We start from the raw sequence: 22,772 nt of genomic DNA on the forward strand, positions 1-22,772 counted from the left end.
GGCTGGTGAAGAGGTACCGGCTGGTTCTGAAAATAGTTCAGCCTGACCGGCCTCGCGGTTCGGAAGGTCCACTCATCCAGGAGTCGGTCATCCGACTCCATGTGCTCGATCGGTCCGCATGATCGATAACCACACGGTAGATCCGGGCAGTCGGGCCTCAGTTACCGCGCCGTCAAGGAACCTTGACGGAAATTTGCGTCGACACTACCCCCGCCCTGCCCAAGGAGCACGTACGTCGCCGATGCGTCCATAGGCCACCATCTCACTCCAGAATGCACACAGGCCGGACGCCCATTGATCGGCCGTGAGTGGAAAGACAGGCGGGTGATACTCATACCGCGCGCCCCACGTTTGGTCAGTCGGCAGTACGCGCAGTTCAGGTTCGGTCGGGATGGGTACGTGGGCGTCGTAGAGAGCAGGGCTGCCGGTGAGCTGGTACACCAACGTTGCAGTCCCGCCTTCGAGGTCGAGCGAGATCGGCACGAAGCGGGTGTCCACCACACCGCGGATACGGAGCCTGTTCGCGAGAGCAGTGAACGTATCGAGGGTGCCGGGGTAGGCGCTGTGGCTGTCGACACGGACTCGCCATCTACCGTCGGGAGTTGTCCTCGGGTCAAGATAACGGGCGGTAGCAGCATACGGACCGACTTCCGAGAGATGTTGTTGCAGAAACGCATTGCCCGCACTGGACGCGAGTTTGCGCACGCCGTTCTCGGCCGGGCCGTCGATCCGAGACCAGTCGAAGTTATCGGGCGCGAGCATCGGCGCGGCGGTGCGGTCGAGGATCACCCCGAACCGGAACCAAGCCGCCGGAGCAGTCGGTTCTCGGTGGTCACTGTATTCGTAGGCGTAGTCGGCCCACCACTCACCGAGCGCGGCACGGACCCACCCCTCTGCTTCGGTCACAGGGATAGCTGCATCCGGAGGACCGATCGTCCGCAGTGGAGGTTCCGTCGGCGGTAGTCGTCGACCGACAACGCGCACCCGTACGAAGACCGGTCCGGTCTCGGGCGGGAAGGTGCCGAGATCGTCGGTGTACGGATGAAAACTGCACGCGACGACGATGCGGATCGTCTCGTCCCGTGATGCGGGTCCCTGGAGCCGCTCGTGCGGGCCCAGGCGGTCATCGGAACGGCCTCGAGAGGTCACCAGAAGTTGGATGTGATTGTGCAGTCTCGTGATCACGGCGGGATGACTGCGACTCACGAATTGCACAACCATGCGAACATCTTCGATCTCAGTCATGGCGTCGACCTCCGGCGCGGCGGTGCGGGAACTCACGCACCAGTTCCGGGTGGCACCTACGCAAATACAACCCCGCGAACGTGAGACCGTCGTCGGCGAGCCAGTGCCAACTCTCCCGCGGCCACGTCGCGGCCTCGGCGCGCGCATCGGCAACGGTCGTCACACCGGTGTCACTCTGCCGCAGGATCACCGAGCCGTCGACCCAGTCGATAGATGATGCGCGAGCATCGAGAGGACCATGGGCAGCGATGATCTCGAGGTCAGCGTCGATCTCGAACGCCTCGTGCTGAACCCGCCCCCGAAACGCACTGTCCAACAGCGTGTTCTGCGTCAACGACGCCACCAACCACGGGCCATCACGACCCTCGGCCTGCACCAGAAGCGCCGACACGGCACCCACCACACCGACGTGTCGGCGCATCACAGGCGCAGTGACGATAGCCAGACCGTCGTCGACGAGCACAACCGGCGCATTGTCGAGACCGAGGCACTCCGCCGAAGTGGTAGGCACCCCGAAGTATTCGCCGTACTGCCCGGACAACAACTCGTCGAGCAAACGACCTGTCGCGCGGCGCGCCACTGCCCACCGATCCTGCCGGTCGATCGCATCGACGAGTTGACCGACAAGAGCGATGAAGCCTCCCCGGCCGGTACCGGAGCCGAGACGGTTTGCCGTCACTGCACGATCACTGAGTACGACGCCGGCCTCATTCCGGGTCATCGCCCGCATCGACCGAGGCATGGTCACCAACGACAGTGCCCTCAGCCCCGACGGTCCCAGCACCCTCGGGTGAGCGTACGAACCACCCGCCGGAGTCACCGGCAGCCATCGGTGCCACAACGCCCGCCCAACCCACACACCTTGCGGCGGTGAGTATGTCGCGTTCGGTGCCTGGTCGTTCGGCCGGGAAGTCGCGCCACGTCGCGACGAATGTCTGCACGGATTCGAGCACGGTGATCTCGGGACCGCTGTTCGGGTGCGCCATCGGTGCGGCGGGGACATCACTCCACAGGTGAGCCCCAATCGCCGGGTGGACGAACCCGTCCGCGATGCGCGCCGACAACATCCGGCTGTGCGCACGCGCCCCCGCCGCGCATACGCCGTCTCCACGATCAGCACCGAGACCGAAGAACAACTCCTCGGCAAGTCGATACTGTTCCTCGTTGATGCGCGACCCGTCCGCGACGCGCTTGTCACCGGATCTGAACCTTGTGAATCGGGAAAGCACCCCCGCCACCACAGCCGCGGTATCGGGTGGGATCAGCGGCGGCACCAACGCAAGATCACCGTGGACAGCCGACAGATAGCCCATACACGCGATAGGGAATCTACTCCAGTCGCTCACCCCCACCGCTACCGCCGACGCGGTGAAGACAAAGTCGTCGAACAGATCTCGATGGAACGGCGGTAATCGCCGCATCGAATCTGCACCGGCCACTGACCCGCCGTCGTACACGAATTGTTCGAGGGTTCGACCCTCGACTTCCTGCAACCACATATGAAAGCCCGCGCACTAGGGAAACCGCCGAACGAAGCCGACGGGCGCGAGATCACCAGACACCAGTAAACACGCCCGGACTTCCGAGCACAACGAAAAGCAATGCATGTGCAGCCTCGACGAACGAAACGTCATGTACTAAGGGCGCACCAGGACAGCGTTATTGGCGCCGGTTTCACCGGACACCAACCAAGCCTTGATCACACTTCCGGCCGCGACAGCACGCTGGTCGGCCAGGAACCACGACTCTGAAAGTACTGCGTCGCTTCGGGTTCCTCCGTGTACTCCAACAGATTCCCCACTTTCTGAGCCAACACCTCTCGCACTTGGCCGGGTTCGGCGAAGAAGAATTCTCGCCTGAGGTTTGCGTGGTTCAGTCTACGAGTCGTGAAAGCAGCGTGGAGCGCTCCCTCCAGGGCAACGGCATCGTCGGAGAAGTACAACGCGTGCACATCGAATGGAAACGGTACCGAGGCGCTCCCCAACTCGCGGACCCGGTCCATCGGTTCGAGCCGCCGCGTCATACCGATCTTGACCACATCCGGTCCGAATGCACCGCGGTTACTGATCACGTAAACATAGCCAGCGCGAATGTTGGCACGACGATAGTCGTTCTGTGCGATGGCCTGGTCGAGTTCGCCCAACTTGTCTCGAATACGCTGAGACTCCGCATCGGTGCGGCCGGCGAGGGAGTCGAGCACGTTCTGATAGTGCGCTCGTTCCTTGTCGAGCTTTTCCCGCTGCGCCGCCAGTTCCTGCTCGACCTTGCGTTCCTCTCGGAGACGCTCGCGCTCTTCACGTTGAGCGAGTTTTTCTTCCTGCACTTTCATCATGTAGTCGGCTGTGAGCTCGAGTTCTTCTACCCGAAGCCTGTGATAGGTCTCGGCGACATGCATCTGCATCATGTCTCCGAGCTTGGCGATCGTCGCGGCAGCCTTCTCCAGACGGTTCACGGCCGTCGCGAGGTTTCCCGCCCGGATGGTACGAACACAAATGTCGGCCTCGGCGTTGTAGGCGCGCAGCATGAGCTTCGACAGATCCGAAGTCATCTTGCGGCCTTTGACGAGAGAGTTGTTGAAGCTGAACATGTCCGACGCGACTATGGCCCCTCCGCCGACGACCGCAGCCTTGATCTCGTCACGAACCGTGGCCAATCGTTCACGGAATTGCTCGGCGTTCTCCAGGGGGTGCTGGTAGGTGTAGATGCCCACCTCCTGCAACACGATCCGGTCGTCGGTCTCCACCACGCCAGTAGGCGCGGGCCCCGAAGCTGGCTCTGGTGAGGAGCCCCATCGCGCAGCGTGCAATCGCGCCTCGTCGCGTTCTTGCTCGACCACTTTGAGCCGATCCAACAGATCGTTGAGCTCGCGCTCTTTGGCTACCAGAGTGGTTCGAAGAGCCCGGATAGTGTCGTCTGGGCCTGTCATCGCGTCCTAGACGTGTGATCACAGACAGGGTCTTTCTGATAGGTACTCACCCGCGAACTCCCCGTGTGTTGCCCACGGGTATCAGGTCATGTGGATTCTTCGATACACCGGCATTCAAGTGCTCGAGCGTAGCGGCCGCCTGAACGCCCGATAGATTGAGCCGCTCGAAGACAGTTCGGTCTGTCGCCAGTTCAACCAGTGTGATTCGAGTGGGGTGGCCAGTGGCGGGGTCCACGGTGTCGACCCCGACTGTCATCGACAACGTGCTGACCACACCGTCACGGTCCGCCTCGAAAATTTCGTGTGCGGTGCGGACTGCGACCTCGGCCACTGCGGTGGCATATCGATCCTTGCGCGCCTTCAGCGGTAGTGGCGTGCTGGTGATCGTGTCACTTGCTTTGGTGTACTTGAACGACTTCTCGGTCGGTAGATCCGATGGCATGGGTACTGAAACGGTCAGTTCGAGTTCTCGATCCTGGCCGTGAAAAAAGAAGTCATGTTGGACCTCGAAACATTCCGGGTACACCGAATTCCCGAGCACAATGGAAACATACTCTTCGAGCGCATTCGGTTCACCCTCCTGCAGCCCTACCATCAGCCGTTCCAACTGGACATTCGCCTGCATCACCTGTTTGCGGCGTTCAGCACACTCCGCCTCGTACTCGGACTGAGCGACAGAAAGGGCCCGTAGCCGGTTCGCTTCGGTGACACCGTGTGCGCGCTCGTTGGCCTCCTGGGCGTGATTGCGCTGAGCGACAGCATGTTCCCATCCCTGTCGCTGCTGCCAGTACATCGCCTGCGCTTGCTCCACAGCTGCTACATGGCGTTTTCGTCCCCCCAGTAGGGAGCCGAGACCCTCGGGTGCAGCTGGTTCGACGTAGACCGGCTCCGGTGGGAGCGGTAGGGGTGGAGGCGGAAGTGTCGGTGTAGTCAGATCCGGTCGATCGAACGGCGGATGCTCGATCTTCTGTCGTAAAGCGTTCAGGTCGACGTAATCGTCCACGTCCAGTGTGGCCGCCAGGATGCCGTCGATCGCCTCGTACTTCTCTGCCAAGGTGGCGTTGCGCGCCTCGACCTCTGCCAGTTGCGCCTCCACGTGCAAGCGGGCGCGTTCTTTGACCGCGGCTGCCGAAGCTTGATTCGCCGCGCGGTCGGCGGAGGCGCACGCGCGCTCCCAATCGCGCCTCGCCTTTTCCGACAACCGCACCGCTCGAGCAGTCGCCTGAGCGTGGGCCCGTGCTTGCTGGCGGTCACGTTGTTCGCGTAGCCGGTTCTGGTGCTGCATCTCCGCGAAAAAACCTCGACGCTTCGCCACCGGTGACACCTCTGTTCTGATCGTTGCGAGTTCCTGCACTGTAGCGACCCATCCAGACAAATCCGGTGCCCTTCGACTTCGGCCAGCGGCCCCTTCATCTACTCGAATGACACTTCCGGATGACGTTGCCGCGCCGCGACAGATCGAGTCACCGGCGCAGCCTTTTGCCAGATCGGACTAATGCCGCACGCGTCCAGTTCGTGATGACTTGTGACATTCTGTGACACCGAGCCATGACACTCGAGGCAATACCCACTCCTGCGAAAGCGCTCTGGGCAGCACAAACTCGGCCGAATCCACGATTTCTGTGACAACGAGCAGAATCCGCTGCTCCTCGGGGTCCGTACACATCCGCTAGCGTCCACCCAGTACATCGACACTCTCGAAATACGTTGTGCTGCAATCGAGAACGGATCCACATGGACTCTGGTGCCCCCAGTCGGACTCGAACCGACACTGTGCGGATTTTAAGTCCCTGGAAGTGGATCCATGCGTACACCGATGGACTCGATATTTGTTTATTTGCAACGCTTTTCGTACATCACCGTCCTGCCCAGTCCAGGTCCGAACGTACCGACTTGTGACACTCTTGTGACACCGAACTTCCGCCGACTCTCCGACACCGGACAGTCCTGATCGGTGTCGGACAGCCACGGTATCGGATGGACGAAGAGCGTCCTGGCGATCGACGCTCTGTGCGGACTCGTGACAACGAGACTCATTCGTCGCGAATCCATATCGCCCTCGAGTCAGTAGGACTGTGCGACTGCGGGCTCCACAGCGACGACTTTGCATCAGCGCACTTCAGCGTCGAACGGGCAGGCGTCGTCGCTGCCCTTGTACGGCCGGGTTTCGCTACCCGGCCGCCTGGTTGATCTGCCTTGGAGTTGCTGAGCCGTCAGAGCCGCGGTACGCCTGGAGTGCTCTGGCGGTTCAGCAAGAAACCACAACGCTCTGTTCCGCAGTCGACGCTGTTCCCGGGCCACCGACCTAGTGGTCACACTGCCGCGACATGACATCTGTCATGTCCCGCCGATGATGTTGTCACCACATCCAATGTTTGTGTGCACTGTTGTGCCCCGGTCGCCGAGACGACAGTAGGGGATGCACAGAGCGAACCGAAGCATCGACGAGGAGGGCACCATGAACAGGCCGGAATCGACATCGGACGACAACAACGAGACGCAGACACTTACCGGTCGCAAGACCAATGAAAAGGTGAATGCCACAGAGCTTCTGCTCGACGGCCTCGGCGGAACCAGCGGAATGATCTACACCGCCATTCCGGTCGTCGCATTCGTCACCGCCAACGCTCTCGTGGCCCTTCCGGTCGCCGTCGGCGTCGCGATCGCCATCGCATTGGTGATCACCGTCCTCCGCGTCCGGCGAGGCGAGCCGATCGCGCAGGCCAGTGGCGGACTGCTGGGTGTCGTCGTTGCAGGCGGTGTCGCCGCCTGGACCGGGTCGGCAGGTGGCTACTTCCTCATCGGGATCTGGCTGAGCTTGGGCGGCGCAGCGCTGATGCTGGCCTCGATACTTGCCCGACGACCGTTGGCCGGACTGCTATGGAATGCGCTGCACGGCAACGAGTACACGTGGCGATCGAATCGCTCGGTCGCCCGCGCCCACTACATCGCGACGTCGGCATTTGCCGTGTTGTTCGGTGCCCGCTACGTCATTCAGGACTGGTTGTACGACACCGACGCCACCGGGTGGCTCGCGTTCGCCCGAATCGCGATGGGGACCCCGCTGCTCGCACTGGCAGTGCTCGTCACCGTCTGGGCCTTCCGCCGCTCCACAGCGCAGTTGGTTCACTCCAACCCTGCGTAGACCCTGCTGGACGGGTTGGCCCTTGACTATGCCGTTGGGTCACAGTCGACACTGATTCCGACCCGATCGAACCGGAGGAGAGCGACATGGGCTGGAGCACTCGGCAGATTGCCGATCTCGCCGGCATCACCCTCAAGTCGGTGCGGCACTACCACGATGTCGGACTACTCGATGAGCCCGAGCGTGCCTCGAACGGCTACAAGCAGTACAGCGTCACGCATCTCGTACGGCTGATGCAGATCAAACGCCTGTCCGAACTGGGATTCTCGTTGGCCGACATCGCCGCTCAGGGTGACGGACGCGACCATCCGGAACAGGCACTTCGCACCCTGGATGCAGAACTCGGCGCGACGATCGAGCGCCTGCAGCGAGCACGGTTGGAGATCGCGATGCTTCTCCACGACTCCCTTCCGACCGATCTTCCGCCCGAACTCGGATCTGCTGCAGCACATCTGACGACAGCAGACCGGCAGTTCATCACCTTCGCCAGCACCGTACTGAATCCGACGGCGCTCGACGCCTACTGCGATCTACTGCGGTCCACTCCTCAGCTGCCCACAGATCCAGAGTTCGACGACCTGCCGGCCGACGCCGACAGCGTCACCACCAGGGATCTGGCGGAACGAATGGCTCCGCATGTTCGTCGGCTGGCGGCTCGTTACCCGGCCCTGTTCGACGACACAGAAACCGACGGCGACAGACAACGGGCGACTCGCGCACTCGCTATCGCCGTGGAAGACCTGTACAACCCCGCCCAACGCGACGTGCTGCGACAGGTCGCGGCACTCAACGCCACCGATCCCGAATAGAACATCAGCACACTGCAATTCGACAGGAGTCGACCAATCATGCCCCTTATCGACAACAGGAGAGCGAAACTCTTCGCTGCAGCGTCAGCGTCGATGCTACTGCTCGGTGCCTGCAGCCAGTCGCCGTCGGAACCGGACGCCGACTCCGAGCCGTCGGCCGATCTGCAGCAGTTCTACGACCAGAGCGTGACATTCGAGCCGTGTGAAGGGTACGGCACCACCACAACCGACGATCAACTGTTCGCCGGCGATCCCAGGTTCGAGTGCGCCCGCGTGGACGTGCCACTCGACTACGACGATCCGGACGGGCGCACGGCGCAGATCGCACTGCTCAAGGCACCCGCACGCGGAGAAAAAGTGGGCTCGCTCCTGCTCAACTCCGGCGGACCCGGCGGTGCCGGAATGAGCATGGCTGCAACGGGTGCGGTGGCGAACTGGGCGGACGGCCGGCTGACCGAGAAGTTCGACCTCATCGGATTCGATCCCCGCGGCGTCGGTGCGTCCACACCGGCCATCGACTGCTTCACCGATGAGGAACACGAGGCAGGGCAGTCCTACACCACAGTCCTCACCGGCTCGAGAACCCTCACCGAGGACGGTGCACGACAGCTGGTGCGCCAATGCTCCGAACGATCCGGCGGCGACGACGTCCTCGAACAAGTCGGCACCCGCGACGCTGCCCGCGACATGGACATTCTCCGGGCCGTGCTCGGCGACGACACCCTGAGCTACTTCGGTCAGAGCTACGGAACACGACTCGGTGCGGTCTACGCGGAGATGTTCCCGGAGAACGTGCGCGCGATGGTCCTCGACGGCGGAATCGATCCGGGGCAGGACACCGCTGAGCGCAGGATCTACCAATACACCAACTTCCAAAAAGCTTTCGACGACATGGCCGCGGCATGCACGAGCGCCCCTGACTGCCCGCTGGGCACCGACCCGAGCAAGGCTGTCGACAACTTCCAACAGATCGTCAGACCGCTGATCGACAACCCGATCGTCACCCCCGATGGCCGCGTCATGGACTTCGACGCCGCCTACGGCGCCGTCATCGCGGGCCTGTACGACTCCTCGGCATGGCCTGTCATCATCAAAGGAATTGCCGAACTCCAAGCAGGACAGGCCGATACCCTTCTGAAGATCAACGACATCTTCGGCGGACGTGACGCCGACGGCAGAGTCCCGAACTTCTCCGAAGCGCTTTACGCGATCAACTGCATGGATGAACAGCGCAACACCCCGGAACAAGAAGTCGATCTCAAGCGGCAGATTCAAGAGATAGCACCGTTCACCGACGCAGGCCTCGGACCGGACGGCGCACGAGACCCTTGCGAATTCTGGCCTGCAGAACCGACTCTCGACATCCCGTACGCCACCGACATCGACGGACTCCCCGACACTCTGACCATCTCGATCACCGGCGACCCGTCCACACCGTACGAGGGCGGCGTCAACTTGGCGAACACCTTGGGCGGATCGCTTCTCACCGTCGATGGCGACCAGCACACCGTGGCGTTCGGTGCAACAAGCACCTGCGTCAACGACATCGTCGAGAACTACCTCGTCGATCTCCAATCCCCACCGACCGACACCCGCTGCGCTCTGTAACAGCCCGAACGAAAGGACGAATCATGACTGCACCCCTACTGATCTCGGTCGAGGACTTCTTCGGCCCACCCGTTCGGTCCGGTGCCACGATCTCACCGGACGGCAACACGATGGCGTTCCTCGCGCCGTGGAAAGACCGTCTGAACGTATGGATCGAGAACCTCGCTCCCGGCAGCGAGCCACGCTGCGTCACCGCGGACGAGACCCGCAGTGTGCACGACTTCCGGTGGACGGACGACCCCCGCTGGCTGCTGTATCTGCAGGACACCGGCGGTGACGAGAACAACCACGTGTTCCGCGTCGACCTGGAGGATCCAGACTGCGCGGCAGTCGATCTGACGCCGTTCCCCGGCTCCCGCGCGGTGGCCATCGAACCCGTGCGGGGCAAGGCCGGTGTGTACACCGTCCTGATCAACGCGAGAAACATCGCCGAGTTCGACCTCTACGAAATCGAGATCGCCACAGGTGAATTGACGATGATCCGGCAGAGCCCGGGCGTCGGCCGGTATCCGATGCTCGGTGCCGACGGCAAGGTGTTCGTCTTCGCGATGACCGCCGACGGCACCATCGACATCACGCGGTTGGACGAGTCAGGAGCAGAAACCACGGTGGCGTCGTTCGACGGCACCGACTACCCGATGGGCATCAGCCCGATGCAGATCACTGCGGACGGTACCGGCATGTGGCTGGGTTCCAACCGAGGGCGCGACTTGACCCATCTGATCCGACTCGACCTTGAGACCGGCGAGGAGACCCTCGTCGACAGCCACCCGACACTCGAACTCGACGGTGCGCGACGAGCCGTCGAACAGACCTCGCCACCGCTGATCTGCCACAGTGCAACCGGAGAGCTCATCGGTGTTCGGTATCTGGGAGAACGCCAGGTGATCCATGCATTGGAACCGGGTTTCGCAGAGATCCTGAAGAATCTGGAGCAACTGTTCGACGGTGACATCGGAGCACTGTCCTCCGACGAGAGCGGACAGAAGTGGATTGTCAGCTTCATCCACGACCGCGATCCGTCCGTCACCTACTACTACGATCACAACACCGGATCGAGTCGCCGACTGTTCCGCCCCTACCCACATCTCGATCCCGAGGACATGGCCCCGATGGTGCCGGTGAGCATTCAGGCGCGTGACGGGCTGACTCTGCCGACGTATCTGACGCTTCCGGTGGGCGTAGAACCCGAGAGTCTGCCGATGGTTCTGTTGGTGCACGGCGGCCCCTGGTATCGGGATTCGTGGAACTTCGATCCCATCGCGCAAATGCTGGCGAACCGCGGATATGCAGTGTTGCAGGTCAACTTTCGCGGGTCCGTCGGATACGGCACAGCGCACACGAACGCCGGGGTCGGCCAATTCGCGGGCGCGATGCACGACGATCTCATCGATGCAGTGAACTGGGCGGTCGAAGCGGGATACGCCGATCGCGAGCGAGTGGCCATCATGGGTGGTTCCTACGGCGGCTATGCGGCGCTGGTGGGCGCATCGTTCACTCCCGACACGTTTGCCGCGGCCATCGACTGCGTCGGCATCTCGGACCTGTCGAACTTCATGCGCACCCAACCGGCCTTCATCGGCCCGGGAATCATCAACAGCTGGCACCGCTTTGTCGGCGACCCCGCCGACCCCGATCAGCTGGCCGACATGCTGGCACGATCCCCCATCTCCAAGCTCGACGCGATACGTGCGCCGCTCCTGATTGCGCAGGGTGCCAACGATCCTCGGGTCGTCAAGGCAGAGTCGGACAACGTCGTCGAGCGCCTGAGGTCACGTAGCGTCGACGTCGACTACCTCGTGTTCGACGACGAGGGCCACGGATTCGTGAACCCGGAGAACAGTATTCGCTACTACCGCGCGGTGGAAGAGTTTCTCGCCCAGCACCTCGGCGGCCGTAGTCTGCCATGATCGGAAGCACAGTGGATGTGGATCGGAAGCTCGTCGTCGAAGTCAGTCCGAGTCGCCCTTCGGCATGGGTGCAGCGGTGTGAAAAAGCATCGAAATGGCGTGCTGCAGAACGTCTGTTTCCGAGCGAATTCGAGTAGCGTCGGTCGGGAGGGCTCGTGCTACGGAGAGCCCGTCCAGTACCACGTTGAGATAGGCGGCGCGCTGGGTGTTGTCACCCGGCGGCAGGGCACCTTCTTTGTCGAGGACCTCCAGCCAGTGTCCTATGTGCCGGAGGCCGGCTGCGCTGAAAGCGAGGTACGTGTCGATGGCATCGGCGTTGAGCTCCGCGCTGAGGTACGTGCCGAACGTCCGTCGCCACGTATCTCGGGCTTGCTCACCGGTCCCGGTGGCCGACAACACCTGCTGCATACAGGCCAACAGTCGCTCCTCGGCAGGCACCGTGGCGTCTTCGATGACATTTTTGCTCGCCACCAGTCCGGTGATTCCCGCGGCGACTTCGTCCATCAGTACTCGCTGCGTGGGAAAGAAATGACGCAGTGATCCGGTACTGACCCCGGCTCGCGCGGCGACCGCTCGGACGCTGATCCGGGTAACCGGATCCTCGGACACCATCGTCGCGGCCGCGATCAGAATTCGGTCCTTGGTGCTGGGTTCGCTTTTTCGAGTCTCCACATTGTCCGACACCTTCCCGACCCTAATACAGCGTGATACCTTGAGCCTACTATCACGCTGTACTAGTCGCGCCGTTGGAAGAGAACAACACAGCGCTCGCACCTACGCCGCCGAGCCTCTGAGAGAGGAATTACGATGCTTCACAGTCGATCTCACCGGAGCCAGAAAGATCGGGGCCGCCGGACGGCAATGCTCGACACCGCCGCAGTGACAATGGCTGGATTGTGGGCTCTCACCTCGTGCAGCGCACCGCCCTCGGTTCAGCCGCAGCCTTCGCCTGCACCGACACGTTACGAACAACAAACACTCGACTTCTCTTCGTGCGACCCTGCTGCCACAGGCATTGCCGACGATAGGGTCGAATGCACAACGCTCGAAGTACCGCTCGATTACGCGGCTGTCGACGGGCCCACCATCGAGCTCGGGATTTCCCGCATTCGAGCCACCGGGAACGTTCGCGTCGGATCGGTCGCGGTCAACCCCGGTGGCCCGGGAGCCCCGAGTCTCGGATTCGTGACCGCGGTTGCAGACTCCTGGGGCAACGGTCCCGCTCGCGAACACTTCGACATCGTATCGATGGATCCACGTGGAGTCGGGAGCTCGCAACCGGCCATCGACTGCTACACCGACCAGGAACGAGACGATGACGCCATCGTGTCGGGAGTTCCCGCTGGGGCGTTGGCCTGGACCGCGGAATCGACCCGCTCGGTTCTCGATCAGTGCGCTCGACGCAGCGGTGGTATGGATGTCCTGGGACAGATGGGTACCCAGAACGTGGCCCGAGATCTCGATGTCCTGCGCGCTGCGCTCGGCGACGAGCAGCTGACGTTCCTCGGTGCCAGCTACGGAACACGTGTGGGCACGATCTATGCGCAACAGTTTCCGCACCGGGTCCGCGCGATGGTTCTCGACGGCGCAGTCGACCCGCGCAAGAATGTTCTCGAACGCCAGATCCAAACGTTTTCCGGGTTGCAGCGTTCCTTCGACGAGCTGGCTCGCTACTGCATCGAACGAGGAAGCTGCCCCCTGGGAAGTGAACCGGCCCGAGCGACCGATGCTGCCCAGAATTTGCTTCGACCACTTGTCGACAATCCGGTCCGAACTGCCGACGGTCGTCGGCTGACCTACTACTCGGCGATCGAAGCCATCACCCTCGGTCTCTACTCGAACCAGGCCTGGGACAGCGTCATCGGCGGCTTGGCCGACCTACGGGCCGGGCGCGGTGAGGTGCTTCTCGCGCTGCGAGATCTCTCGGCGCAGCGCGGACCCGACGGAACGTACACCAACTCTTCCGAAGCTACTCTCGCCATCAACTGCCTCGACGAAATACGACCGACACCGGAGCACACGACATCCACCGTCGCCGAGATCAATTCCGCGGCACCGTACATGGACCCAGGTTTCGACGTGGACACACATTACGGATGCGAGGGCTGGCCCGACGAACACGTACTCGACTATCCCTACGGCGACAACATCACCGGCCTCCCGCAGACACTCGTGGTATCGGTCACCGGCGACGGACTGACACCACACGAAGGCGGTGTGGCGCTGGCAGACAACCTCGGCGGGCGGCTCCTCACCGTGGACGGCGAACAGCACGGTGCCACCACCGCAGCGAACCCATGCGTCAACTCGATCGTCGAACGCTATCTCGTCGATCTCACCATTCCCGACGGCGACTTGCGTTGCAGTCTGTAGAGCCACGACCAGCACGACGCGTAACACCCAGATTATTGCGTGACAACTTTCCATCACAGCGTGCTAGCGTTATCCCGCGACTATCACGCTGTACTAGTTGGATCGAGGGTCGATCGAATGGGAATCGAACAGTGGCGCTACCGCCGCATTCGCGCCGGATCGGGTGAGCCGCTCCGGCGGTACCGCTGGTGGCAGATGTTCGGCAGATCGCTCCGGTCGATCACGCTCACCGCACCCGACGGCACGACGTCGGTCTACGCCGTCGATGTTCGGCACATGGGCGACGCAAAGGACGGTGAGGTGCGCGCTCGCCTCTACGTCGACGGCGCACAGCAGTCGTACGCAAAAATGCCGACCCGCTTCCCCGTCCCCGGTGGGCACATCGAGGTCGCGGCTACCGGATTCGGGCTCAAGCGCTGCCATTACGTGCGTGAGGACGGCACCGAACAGCAGCTGTCTCCCGATCCCGCTTCCGCAGAGGGACGCCGAGCTCGGCTGCACCACCGGCACCCCGGTCCCAGTCGCGTCATCGGTCTCATCTCGATCCTGCTCGTCATCGGCGGCCTCTGCGTGGAGGTGCCGCAGATCATCGCATCCCTCTCTCTCATCCCCCCCATCGCCGACTCGATCGGAACATTCACCTCACCCATCCGACTGCCGCTCCACGTCAACCTGCTCATCGGATTCGCCGCCGTCATCGGGAGCACTGAACGAGCTCTACGGATGCGATCGAGCTGGATCGACGAACTGGCCAGCTGAACCCCACCGAAGGAACACCACCATGACCCGCACGACTCCCACAGATTTACGATCGAAGGACGACGAACGACGGCGACGGCCGAAGCCGGTGATAGCGGCGGCTGCCGCTGCTGCCTTGGCGCTCCTGCTCGCCGGATGCTCCGGTGCAGCACCGAATGATGACGACAGCGCGAACAGGGTCGGCCTCGAACGGTTCATGGAGCAGGAGCTCGCATTCGGGGCGTGCGATGCCAGCGTCGTGGACTCCCAGCCGCCCGTTCCCGAGATCGTCGAGGCGGCAGAGAAGGCGAAGTGCGCGATGCTCACGGTGCCGATGAATTACGAGGACCTCGACGGCACGACCATCGAAATCGCCGTCGCGCGCATTTCCGCCACCGGCGACAACCCGATCGGCTCCGTCCTGCTGAACCCGGGCGGTCCCGGAGCGGCGGGGACTACGCTCGCTCCACTCGTCGATGCCCTGTGGACGGGAGGTCCCATCCCCGAACGCTTCGACATCGTCGGCTTCGATCCGCGCGGAGTCGGTCTCAGCACACCGGCAATCGACTGCTACTCCGATGAGGAGCGCGACGCCGACGCACCCCTGTCGGCTCTCGGCGAGTGGACCGAAGAATCCGCGCGCGCCATCGTCGACAAATGCGCCGACGGCTCCGGAAGCACAGAGGTACTCGCCCATCTCGGGACACGGGATGTCGCTCGCGACATGGATGTGCTCCGCTCCGCGCTCGGCGATGACAAGCTCACCTATGCGGGAGTCAGCTACGGCACTCGACTCGGTTCGGTGTACGCCGAGATGTTCCCCGAGAATGTCCGCGCTCTCGTTCTCGACGGCGCGGTGGATCCGCTCATGGACACCGCGGATCGCAGGATCCAGCTCAGTGAAGGACTGCAGGCCTCGTTCCAGCGTTTCGCAGACTTCTGCGTCACGCAGGCCGCATGCCCGCTCGGAACCGACCCGGCGCAGGCGACCGCTGAAGCCCAGGAGCTCCTCCAACCTCTCGAGAAAGAACCGCTGATGTCCGCCGACGGACGAAAGGTCGGCTTCCTCGCCGCCGGTGAAGGCATTGTCTCCGGCCTCTACTCCGAAGCGAGCTGGCCCACCATCATCGCGGGGCTGACGGAGCTCGAAGCCGGACGACCCGACGCTCTGCTCGCGATTCGCGACGGGTACTACGGCCGGTCCGACAGTGGGGAGTACACCAATTCGTTCGAAGCGCTCTTCGCCATCAACTGCCTCGACGAGGAACGGTTCACCGAAGAAGAGATGGCCCAGCTCGGCCGCGATCTCAACGAGGCAGTGCCGTTCCTCGACCCCGGATCAACTCCCCCTACGCAGGACGGGTGCGAGTTCTGGCCGGCCGAGCCCACACTCGGATACCCCTACGCCACCGACATCGACGGGCTTCCCGAGGTGCTCGTGGTCTCTGCCACCGGAGACCCCGTGACACCTCACGAAGGAGGCATCAGCCTTGCCGACACCCTCGGGGCGCGGTTGCTCACGGTCGAGGCCAACCAGCACGGAACGATCATCTCCGCCAACGCCTGCGTCGACGGGGCACTCGCCGACTACCTGATCGACCTCGAACTGCCGGATGAAGGTGCACGCTGCACCATCTGAGCCATCGAGCGGGCCCCGATCCGCTCGATGGCTCAGTAGGCCTGCCGCTCAATCACGAGCTGCCGCAATCGCATCGGTGTGCAGCGCATCGGCGTGGAACGCCGCGGGTGTAGAGCAGGTTGAACAGGTCAGCAAAATCCAGTTGTGACGGTCTCGTGACACCGAGCCACGCGCGAAGAAAACGGCCCGACAGGAAACTAGGCCTGAACTGCACGAATACGAACTTTTGCCGATGGCCAGTGTCAAGAATGCGCGGATCTGAAATCCGCTGCCTCGGTTGTCCACTCGAATCCGTGGTAGGCCGCCGAACTCCGCGCTACCACCCGAAAACCACTGTCCTGGTCCGAAAATCTGGATCCATATGGACTCCGGTGCCCCCAGTCGGACTCGAACCGACACTGTGCGAATTTCTAGTCCCCACAGATGAATCCACCTGAACGTCTCTGGACTCGATATTCGTTTCATTGCAACACTTTCCGTGCAGTACCGTCCGATCCAGTCCATGTCGGGTCGTACCGACTTGTGACACTCTCGTGACACCGAACTTCACCCAACCCGGTCCGAGTGGACGATCATGAACCTTGGCAAGTGGAGGCGGATCTACACGGACCGAGTGACCAGTAGCGCGTACCGACGCTCGGCAGATTCAGTGGCACCGGAAGTTCATGCTTCGCAAGTAACGCTATCAGCGCTTCCTGACATCGAGCTTTGCCAATAACAGTTAAGACAATGCCATCAGCGCTTCCGCTTCGCGCGCTCGACGATGCAGGTCCTGATATTGACCTAACGCGCCGGTTGGGACCGAGACGCGCGCCCGGCCCCACTCCCCCGATTGAAATCCCTCGGCTGCAGTTCTCTGCCGTCGAACCGGGTGCGCTCATAAACCCCGTCGTATCAGTACATCGACGACGAGCGGATGTCCCTGTGGCAGTTCCGAACCCTCGATCCCGTAATCTCGGTGTACACCATCAGGGGCCTCAGTTATCGACTCTTCCCGACAAGCGGGCCGAGGAAAAAACCTTCAGAACACCCGGCACGAACGAAGGCCAAACTTCCGGACCGGTGCCGGTCGACTTCCTGGACCGACCACCACCGAAGCGCTCAGGCAATCAACTTGATTTGCTGCGCCGTGGTCAACTCCGAGCAATGCCGTCGACAACTCTCCGACTTCCTTCGATAACGCGGCGTGCCCGCTCATGCGGCGACACCCCGACCTCCCTCAGCGCCTGCAGTGGCACCTCGGCGCTGACCGTGATGTCGCGGGGCAAGAGCTCCAAGATTCGGACCAGCGGGAGGTCGCCACTACCCGGTATTCCGCGGTTGTGCACCGCTTCCATCATGTAGGCGCTGAGATCCATAGTTCCTAGCGGACCGTCACTGATCTGGCAGTAACCAAACAGGTCGGAATCCACATTTGCAATGTCATCGGGCCCCTCACCGGCACGGGCCAGGTGCAGTGTATCGAGCATGATTTTCAGGTTCGGTTGATTGATCTTAGCGACGAGGGCCGCAGCCGCGGCGAGTGTCGGCACGTGGGACAACGGGGTGAACTCGATGAGCACCCCCAACCCGAGGTCCTCGGCGAGCACAGCCAGCTCGCCTAAGGTGTCCTGGACCGAACCCGGCTCGCGCACGACAGTCTCGTCCGCCTCGAACGCACAGGCGTTAGCGTAGGGGGCACCCAGCTCAACCAACAAGTCCAGTTGCCGTTTCAACTGCTCCATGCTGCCGGCGGCATTGATGAGAAAGCCATCACCCATCGAAATAGTCATTCCGGCATCATCGATCTGCGTAAGAGTAGTTCTCAGCGTGGCGGGGTCGAGGAGTTCGTGACGATTGATACTCAAGCACACCGAGTCGGCACCTGCGCCGGCCGCTGCAGCGATGAAGACGGGCAGCGGTTCATCGTACAAACTGAGATGTTCCAAACCGACGGGCCGGGATCCGTGACGACTTATGCTCATTTTTATCACTCCGTCCAGACCCGCTTATCTCTGAGAAGAGAGACGGTTGTGTCCATATTTGTCCCACAGTAGGGCGCGTCTCAGCTCGCGATGCAGGTCACGTCTCGATGAGCGGGACAGTGGTTTCGGGTCGGCCCGCCGGTGCCGGAAGCGTCCCACCGCCCAGTCTCAGAAGTGCCCGAATTCGATTCGGCCAGAGCATAAACGGAAAGTGCTATATAGATTGGGCGAAGGCGAGTGATGACGACGAAGGCTGCACTCCTTGATCCGCCACGTCTCGCCTGTCGATCACGCCCCCGGTCGCCTCGTTCCCCCCTGGGATCTGGTGAAGTGCCGGTTCGACCAGGGGCACGTCGATGCGGTGTGGACCGGGACATCACTTACCTGAACTGCGGTGAGGGCGATGCATACCTCTGCGCGATCAAGGATGAACACTCGAAGGTAGCCTCGGGGTGGCCGTTGCCGATCACGTGCGCGCCGAACTAGTTCTGGATACTTTGCACATGGCAGTCGCCGACCGTGGCGGCGACGTCGCGGGCACAATCGCACACTCGGACAGCGGAAGGCAGCATGCCGCTGCGTTGACAAAGAAAGCGTGCGAACAGTACGGGTTGCGGCGTTCGATGGGCAAGATCGGGATTCGCTGGGACAACGCCGGTGCCGAGAGCTTGTGGTCGACGTTCAAGCACGACTTTTACATTCGGCACGCGTTCGTATTCAGATCCAAATTGATTGCTGTAGTTCGCCATTGGATGTATTTCCACAACAAACTCCGCCGCTTTCATCGACCACTACATCTCGCAGACCGACAATCGGGTCACGGTGCTGAGCAGAACGCACGCAACGCGCAACGACGTCACATATTTGTGGCACCTCGACGCGGAACTGCTGCATTCCACCACTGCCGCGTTCACCAAGCTTTGATCGGAGTACGGAACATTCGATGACGCAGTCAACTGCGTTGGGATCTGGGGACACGCCCACGTTGCGAACATCACCAGTGCCGAGTTGACGCGAACGTGCGCAATTAATCTCGCGATAACTATTGCGACCACTCGGGAAGAATCGACACGTATGGCGGCCGCATCGGCATGGCACCCGATGGCCCCACAGGCTAGACAATCCTGTCTCGTAACTTTCCAGCGGCCCTGCGACTCCGCTCCGGCAAATGTGCCCACACGATGTTTTCATCGTAGGCCACGTGGTGGCGTAGGTAACCGACAGTATCCCGACGAGACGGTTGCCAATGCGCGGGGTGCTTGGTGGTGGAGATCGCAAGGCGTCTTTGCGAACTACACACAGCCATATCACCGGGGAAGCGCTACAACGAGTCTGTATCGCGCGTTCTTTGTTGAGTTCGAGAGAATGCTTCTCGGCGGTCAGGCGCGGGAGCCGGTAGCGCCAGAAACTGGGAAAGCGCTGCGCCGTCCCGGAGGTGGGAGGTGCGCTGAGATCTTCAGACCTCCCGGTGTTCGGCTTTCAACGATCCCAGTTTCAGGTTTCCCAGCTGGAGAGGAACAGTTCAGCAGTTCGAATCGTTCGGTTGCAGTAAGCCCGCCCCAGATTCCGTAGGGCTCGAAGTTTTCCAGCGCAAAGGAGCGACACCTGTCTACTACCGGGCAAGTAGAGCAGTGCCGTTTCGCTGCGTTCTCCATTCGTCTCAACGCCGCACCTCGAACTCCGTGCGGCGGATAGAAGATCGATATCGATTCCGAACGGCACCGCGCTTCGAGCTGCCATTCCCACTCTGAGTTCTGGGGAGCGGGGAGCCTGGGTGGAGGGAATGAGTTACGCATGGTTCAACTTTCGAACTGAGCTCGCCCGGGGTCGGGGGTGATTGCCGACCCCGGCTGATAATATGGTCAACCGTTAAAACTGTCGTATGTTCCGGCGCGTTCCGGCCCCGGAAACACCTCACCCGCGAATAGTTTCCGGGCGGTGCGAATCACCGCGGCGCGGCGGACGTCGACCTCACCAGATGCCGCCGATTCCACTTCGATGTCAACATCGAAAAAACCGGTGGGGTGCTCGATTCGCACTACGCCGCCATCACGCGTGCGGGTCACGCGTTCTGCCACCGACCCTCCAAGGCGGGCAGCTGTTCCCACGGTGAGTGCGCCGAGAACGCCGATGGCGGTGTGGCACCGCACCGGGATGAAGGTCCTCGTCGCGATACTGCCGTCGGCTCGAGGTTCGGACACGAGTGTAATTTTTGGAATGGTTGATTCGGTTACGTCACCGAGCCCCATCAGCTTCGCAGCCTGCGCTCGGATGGTCGCGACACGTTCGCTGAGTTCGGCGTTGTTCTCGAGGTCCGACGGGCTCTCGTGTCCGCTCACTCCGACATCCGTCGCGGCCAAAACCACTGTGGGCATTCCGTTGTCGATGCATGTCACTTCGATACCGTCGACGACATCGATCACGTTCCCGGTGGGAAGGAGCTTCCCGCAACTCGATCCTGCCGTGTCAGAGAATGCGATGCTCACCTCGGCTGCTGTGCCGGGGACACCGTCGATACGACCTGTTCCCGAATACTCGACATTGCCCGATGGAGTGGGGAACGTAGACGCTGCATAGCTGTCAGAGTTGAGCATTTTGATTCGTACTGTGGTCTGACGCTCCCCGGCTACGACGAGTCCTCGTTCGAGCGCGAATTGCCCGACTCCGGCGAGTAGGTTGCCGCAGTTCTGGGACGAGCTGACCGTCGCGCTGTCGACGCCGACCTGCAGGAAAAGGTAGTCAACGTCCGCCCGTGGATCATCGGACGTTCCGACTATCGCTACCTTACTGGTAAGCGGATGACCCCCGCCGATACCGTCGATTTGACGGGTATCGGGCGAGCCCATGATCCGAAGTAGCAGACGGTCGCGTTCGATCACACCGGCAGGCAAGTCCTCGGCCAGAAAAAAAGCACCTTTCGATGTTCCACCGCGCATCCATGTGCAGTGGATCCCACCGGTCATGCTTCACTCCGTTGTTCGCGGTCGAATTCCTGCTGGGTCAAGTATCGGACGCCCAAATCAGCGAGAACCGGCCGCAGACCGTACCGATCGAGACCGAGTTGCCCTCCTCGGAATGCCTGCCGTGCAGCTTCTTCCTTGTCGAGGCGAGCACGCGATGATTCGACTGCCGTCGCCGCGGTGCGACGAGGAACAATGACAACACCATCGTCGTCGGCCACCACCACGTCCCCTGGGTTCACCGTCACCTGCCCCAGCACTATCGGGACGTTGACCGATCCTGCGGTGGCCTTGACCGTCCCCTGCGCCGATACAGCCCGTGACCACACCGGGAAGTCCATCTCGTTGAGCTCGGTGAGATCACGAACGCCTGCCGCGGTCACAAGTCCGCGAACCCCTCGTACCTGCAGCGCAGTCGCGAACAGCTCGCCGAACATACCGTCGGTCGACGGCGAATTCGTCGCGACCACCAGAATGTCACCGGCAGTACATTGTTCGACGGCCGCGTGAATCATCAGATTGTCGCCCGGCCACGAGTGGACGGTAACTGCGTTGCCGGCAATCCGCGCGCCCGACTGGATCGGCCGAAACTCCGGACCAGGCAGACCGGTTCGACCTTGCGCTTCGTGGACGGTGGCCGTCCCGAACTCCGCCAGTGCGTCGACGACGTCAAGCGGTGTCCGGACGGGGTCGGTGACGATGACCGGGTTCATGCCAGCACTCCGGCGACCTCGGGGTAGTACCGCACGTACGCTTCTCCCAGGGTGTCGGTGGTGAAACCGAGGTTTGGGCCGGCGTTGCGCTTGAGTTGCACACCGCGCCTGCGCGCGAGGTCGGTGTAGTAGGTCCACATGTGCTCCTGCGCGACAAGGCTTTCCATTGCCTTGCGCTTCTGCGGGAACACTTCGGTGATATCGAGAAGGACGTTGGGCTTGAAGTCGCTCTGTTCCGGCTGATGTGGCTCGAAGAAGAAGACCGGCGGTGCCCCGAGTGCGTCACCTTCGGCGGGGTATCCGATTGCTTGCGCGAGGATCCGAGCGTCGAGAGCCATTCTTGCCGCGACCGGGTGGTCCGCGTTGTAGGGGTCCGTCAGTGGATGTGTCAGCACGACAGTCGGTTTGACATCGCGGTATACGTGCACCAGCTTGTCGACGATCTCGGGAGATTGCAGCAGAGGATAGTCGCCCGCATCGAAGAACTCGACTTCCGCACCCAGAGCTGATGCCGCTGCCTCCGCCTCGCCGCGACGAAGAGCCTTGATCTCCTCCAGAGTCTTTCCATCTCGCCATGCACGCGCCGACTCTCCGCGTTCGCCGTAGCTGAGGCACACGACCTTGGCTCGTTCACCGCGGGCCGTGGCGGCCGCGATTGCGCCGCCCGCACGCCACACGAAGTCTCCGGCGTGGGCACTGATCACCAGCAGAGCTGGTTTGACATTTGTTGGCACTGGTTTCA

19 protein-coding genes are annotated in these 22,772 nt (G+C 62.1%); 7 read left to right on the forward strand and 12 right to left on the reverse strand.

Translation table 11 applies throughout. The features are described from left to right. Positions 1–204: 204 nt before the first annotated feature. The 5 genes from BH93_RS19495 to BH93_RS28000 all read right to left on the reverse strand — a co-directional run bounded on the left by BH93_RS19495 (position 205) and on the right by BH93_RS28000 (position 5,486). Positions 205–1,245, reverse strand: coding sequence for a hypothetical protein (locus BH93_RS19495; protein ID WP_037176243.1), 1,041 nt, complete (start codon positions 1,243–1,245; stop codon positions 205–207). After that, on the reverse strand, positions 1,238–1,966 hold the full coding sequence (locus BH93_RS19500; RefSeq protein WP_052065613.1) for a hypothetical protein: 729 nt from the start codon (positions 1,964–1,966) through the stop codon (positions 1,238–1,240). The genes BH93_RS19495 and BH93_RS19500 overlap by 8 nt, the downstream gene beginning before the upstream one ends. Beyond that, positions 1,953–2,744, reverse strand: a complete 792-nt coding sequence (locus BH93_RS19505; RefSeq protein ID WP_037176241.1) for a hypothetical protein — start codon at positions 2,742–2,744, stop codon at positions 1,953–1,955. The genes BH93_RS19500 and BH93_RS19505 overlap by 14 nt, the downstream gene beginning before the upstream one ends. Positions 2,745–2,944: 200 nt before the next feature. Further along, entirely contained in the window at positions 2,945–4,171 is a 1,227-nt protein-coding gene (locus BH93_RS19510; protein ID WP_037176239.1) for a DUF4041 domain-containing protein, read from the reverse strand. 46 nt (positions 4,172–4,217) lie between these two features. After that, positions 4,218–5,486: a hypothetical protein gene (locus BH93_RS28000; protein WP_242459016.1), complete on the reverse strand. Its 1,269-nt coding sequence runs from the start codon at positions 5,484–5,486 to the stop codon at positions 4,218–4,220. Positions 5,487–6,629: 1,143 nt separating this feature from the next. Between BH93_RS28000 and BH93_RS19520 the strand changes: the two genes are divergently transcribed. The 4 genes from BH93_RS19520 (at position 6,630) to BH93_RS19535 (ending at position 11,643) form a co-directional block, all read left to right on the forward strand. Beyond that, a complete protein-coding gene (locus tag BH93_RS19520) occupies positions 6,630–7,316 on the forward strand; it encodes a DUF3159 domain-containing protein (RefSeq protein ID WP_242459017.1) in 687 nt (228 codons plus the stop codon). A gap of 86 nt (positions 7,317–7,402) precedes the next feature. Further along, entirely contained in the window at positions 7,403–8,125 is a 723-nt protein-coding gene (locus BH93_RS19525; protein WP_037176234.1) for a MerR family transcriptional regulator, read from the forward strand. A gap of 39 nt (positions 8,126–8,164) precedes the next feature. Then, positions 8,165–9,733: an alpha/beta hydrolase gene (locus BH93_RS19530; protein WP_037176232.1), complete on the forward strand. Its 1,569-nt coding sequence runs from the start codon at positions 8,165–8,167 to the stop codon at positions 9,731–9,733. Positions 9,734–9,756: 23 nt separating this feature from the next. Then, positions 9,757–11,643, forward strand: coding sequence for a S9 family peptidase (locus BH93_RS19535; RefSeq protein WP_052065611.1), 1,887 nt, complete (start codon positions 9,757–9,759; stop codon positions 11,641–11,643). Between the two features lie 42 nt (positions 11,644–11,685). Here BH93_RS19535 and BH93_RS19540 read toward each other — a convergent pair whose 3' ends face one another. After that, entirely contained in the window at positions 11,686–12,327 is a 642-nt protein-coding gene (locus BH93_RS19540; RefSeq protein WP_155291072.1) for a TetR/AcrR family transcriptional regulator, read from the reverse strand. Between the two features lie 501 nt (positions 12,328–12,828). On the opposite strand from BH93_RS19540, the gene BH93_RS19545 reads away from it, so the two are divergent. The 3 genes from BH93_RS19545 to BH93_RS19555 all read left to right on the forward strand — a co-directional run bounded on the left by BH93_RS19545 (position 12,829) and on the right by BH93_RS19555 (position 16,393). Further along, on the forward strand, positions 12,829–14,016 hold the full coding sequence (locus tag BH93_RS19545) for an alpha/beta hydrolase (protein ID WP_242459018.1): 1,188 nt from the start codon (positions 12,829–12,831) through the stop codon (positions 14,014–14,016). A gap of 117 nt (positions 14,017–14,133) precedes the next feature. Beyond that, a complete protein-coding gene (locus tag BH93_RS19550; RefSeq protein ID WP_037176225.1) occupies positions 14,134–14,775 on the forward strand; it encodes a hypothetical protein in 642 nt (213 codons plus the stop codon). A gap of 22 nt (positions 14,776–14,797) precedes the next feature. Next, entirely contained in the window at positions 14,798–16,393 is a 1,596-nt protein-coding gene (locus BH93_RS19555) for an alpha/beta hydrolase (RefSeq protein ID WP_080739191.1), read from the forward strand. A 1,133-nt stretch (positions 16,394–17,526) separates the two neighbouring features. Here BH93_RS19555 and BH93_RS19560 read toward each other — a convergent pair. The 6 genes from BH93_RS19560 to BH93_RS19585 form a co-directional block, all read right to left on the reverse strand. Beyond that, a complete protein-coding gene (locus BH93_RS19560; RefSeq protein WP_165712784.1) occupies positions 17,527–18,306 on the reverse strand; it encodes a sugar phosphate isomerase/epimerase family protein in 780 nt (259 codons plus the stop codon). 533 nt (positions 18,307–18,839) lie between these two features. Next, a complete protein-coding gene (locus tag BH93_RS28005; protein WP_242459019.1) occupies positions 18,840–19,142 on the reverse strand; it encodes a hypothetical protein in 303 nt (100 codons plus the stop codon). A 594-nt stretch (positions 19,143–19,736) separates the two neighbouring features. Next, positions 19,737–20,153 carry a WhiB family transcriptional regulator gene (locus BH93_RS19570; RefSeq protein ID WP_080739189.1) on the reverse strand — a complete coding sequence of 139 codons (417 nt, stop codon included), beginning with the start codon at positions 20,151–20,153 and terminating at the stop codon, positions 19,737–19,739. 66 nt (positions 20,154–20,219) lie between these two features. Then, complete coding sequence (locus BH93_RS19575) at positions 20,220–21,320, reverse strand: 4-oxalomesaconate tautomerase (RefSeq protein WP_037176219.1); 1,101 nt, start codon at positions 21,318–21,320, stop codon at positions 20,220–20,222. After that, a complete protein-coding gene (locus tag BH93_RS19580) occupies positions 21,317–22,030 on the reverse strand; it encodes a 4-carboxy-4-hydroxy-2-oxoadipate aldolase/oxaloacetate decarboxylase (protein WP_037176218.1) in 714 nt (237 codons plus the stop codon). The genes BH93_RS19575 and BH93_RS19580 overlap by 4 nt, the downstream gene beginning before the upstream one ends. Next, positions 22,027–22,764: a PIG-L deacetylase family protein gene (locus BH93_RS19585; RefSeq protein WP_037176216.1), complete on the reverse strand. Its 738-nt coding sequence runs from the start codon at positions 22,762–22,764 to the stop codon at positions 22,027–22,029. The genes BH93_RS19580 and BH93_RS19585 overlap by 4 nt, the downstream gene beginning before the upstream one ends. Positions 22,765–22,772: the final 8 nt, after the last annotated feature.

Source organism: Rhodococcoides fascians A25f (assembly GCF_000760935.2).
Classification (GTDB): Bacteria; Actinomycetota; Actinomycetes; order Mycobacteriales; family Mycobacteriaceae; genus Rhodococcoides.

Bases quoted from the DNA above. Each gene is read 5' to 3' on its own strand.
- BH93_RS28005 (WP_242459019.1), bottom strand. From the start codon at position 19,142: ATGAAAGCGGCGGAGTTTGTTGTGGAAATACATCCAATGGCGAACTAC.
- BH93_RS19575 (WP_037176219.1), bottom strand. From the start codon at position 21,320: ATGACCGGTGGGATCCACTGCACATGGATGCGCGGTGGAACATCGAAA.
- BH93_RS19570 (WP_080739189.1), bottom strand. From the start codon at position 20,153: ATGCGTAACTCATTCCCTCCACCCAGGCTCCCCGCTCCCCAGAACTCA.
- BH93_RS19530 (WP_037176232.1), top strand. From the start codon at position 8,165: ATGCCCCTTATCGACAACAGGAGAGCGAAACTCTTCGCTGCAGCGTCA.
- BH93_RS19505 (WP_037176241.1), bottom strand. From the start codon at position 2,744: ATGTGGTTGCAGGAAGTCGAGGGTCGAACCCTCGAACAATTCGTGTAC.
- BH93_RS19580 (WP_037176218.1), bottom strand. From the start codon at position 22,030: ATGAACCCGGTCATCGTCACCGACCCCGTCCGGACACCGCTTGACGTC.
- BH93_RS19500 (WP_052065613.1), bottom strand. From the start codon at position 1,966: ATGACCCGGAATGAGGCCGGCGTCGTACTCAGTGATCGTGCAGTGACG.
- BH93_RS19525 (WP_037176234.1), top strand. From the start codon at position 7,403: ATGGGCTGGAGCACTCGGCAGATTGCCGATCTCGCCGGCATCACCCTC.
- BH93_RS19555 (WP_080739191.1), top strand. From the start codon at position 14,798: ATGACCCGCACGACTCCCACAGATTTACGATCGAAGGACGACGAACGA.
- BH93_RS19510 (WP_037176239.1), bottom strand. From the start codon at position 4,171: ATGACAGGCCCAGACGACACTATCCGGGCTCTTCGAACCACTCTGGTA.
- BH93_RS19520 (WP_242459017.1), top strand. From the start codon at position 6,630: ATGAACAGGCCGGAATCGACATCGGACGACAACAACGAGACGCAGACA.
- BH93_RS19550 (WP_037176225.1), top strand. From the start codon at position 14,134: ATGGGAATCGAACAGTGGCGCTACCGCCGCATTCGCGCCGGATCGGGT.
- BH93_RS19535 (WP_052065611.1), top strand. From the start codon at position 9,757: ATGACTGCACCCCTACTGATCTCGGTCGAGGACTTCTTCGGCCCACCC.
- BH93_RS19495 (WP_037176243.1), bottom strand. From the start codon at position 1,245: ATGACTGAGATCGAAGATGTTCGCATGGTTGTGCAATTCGTGAGTCGC.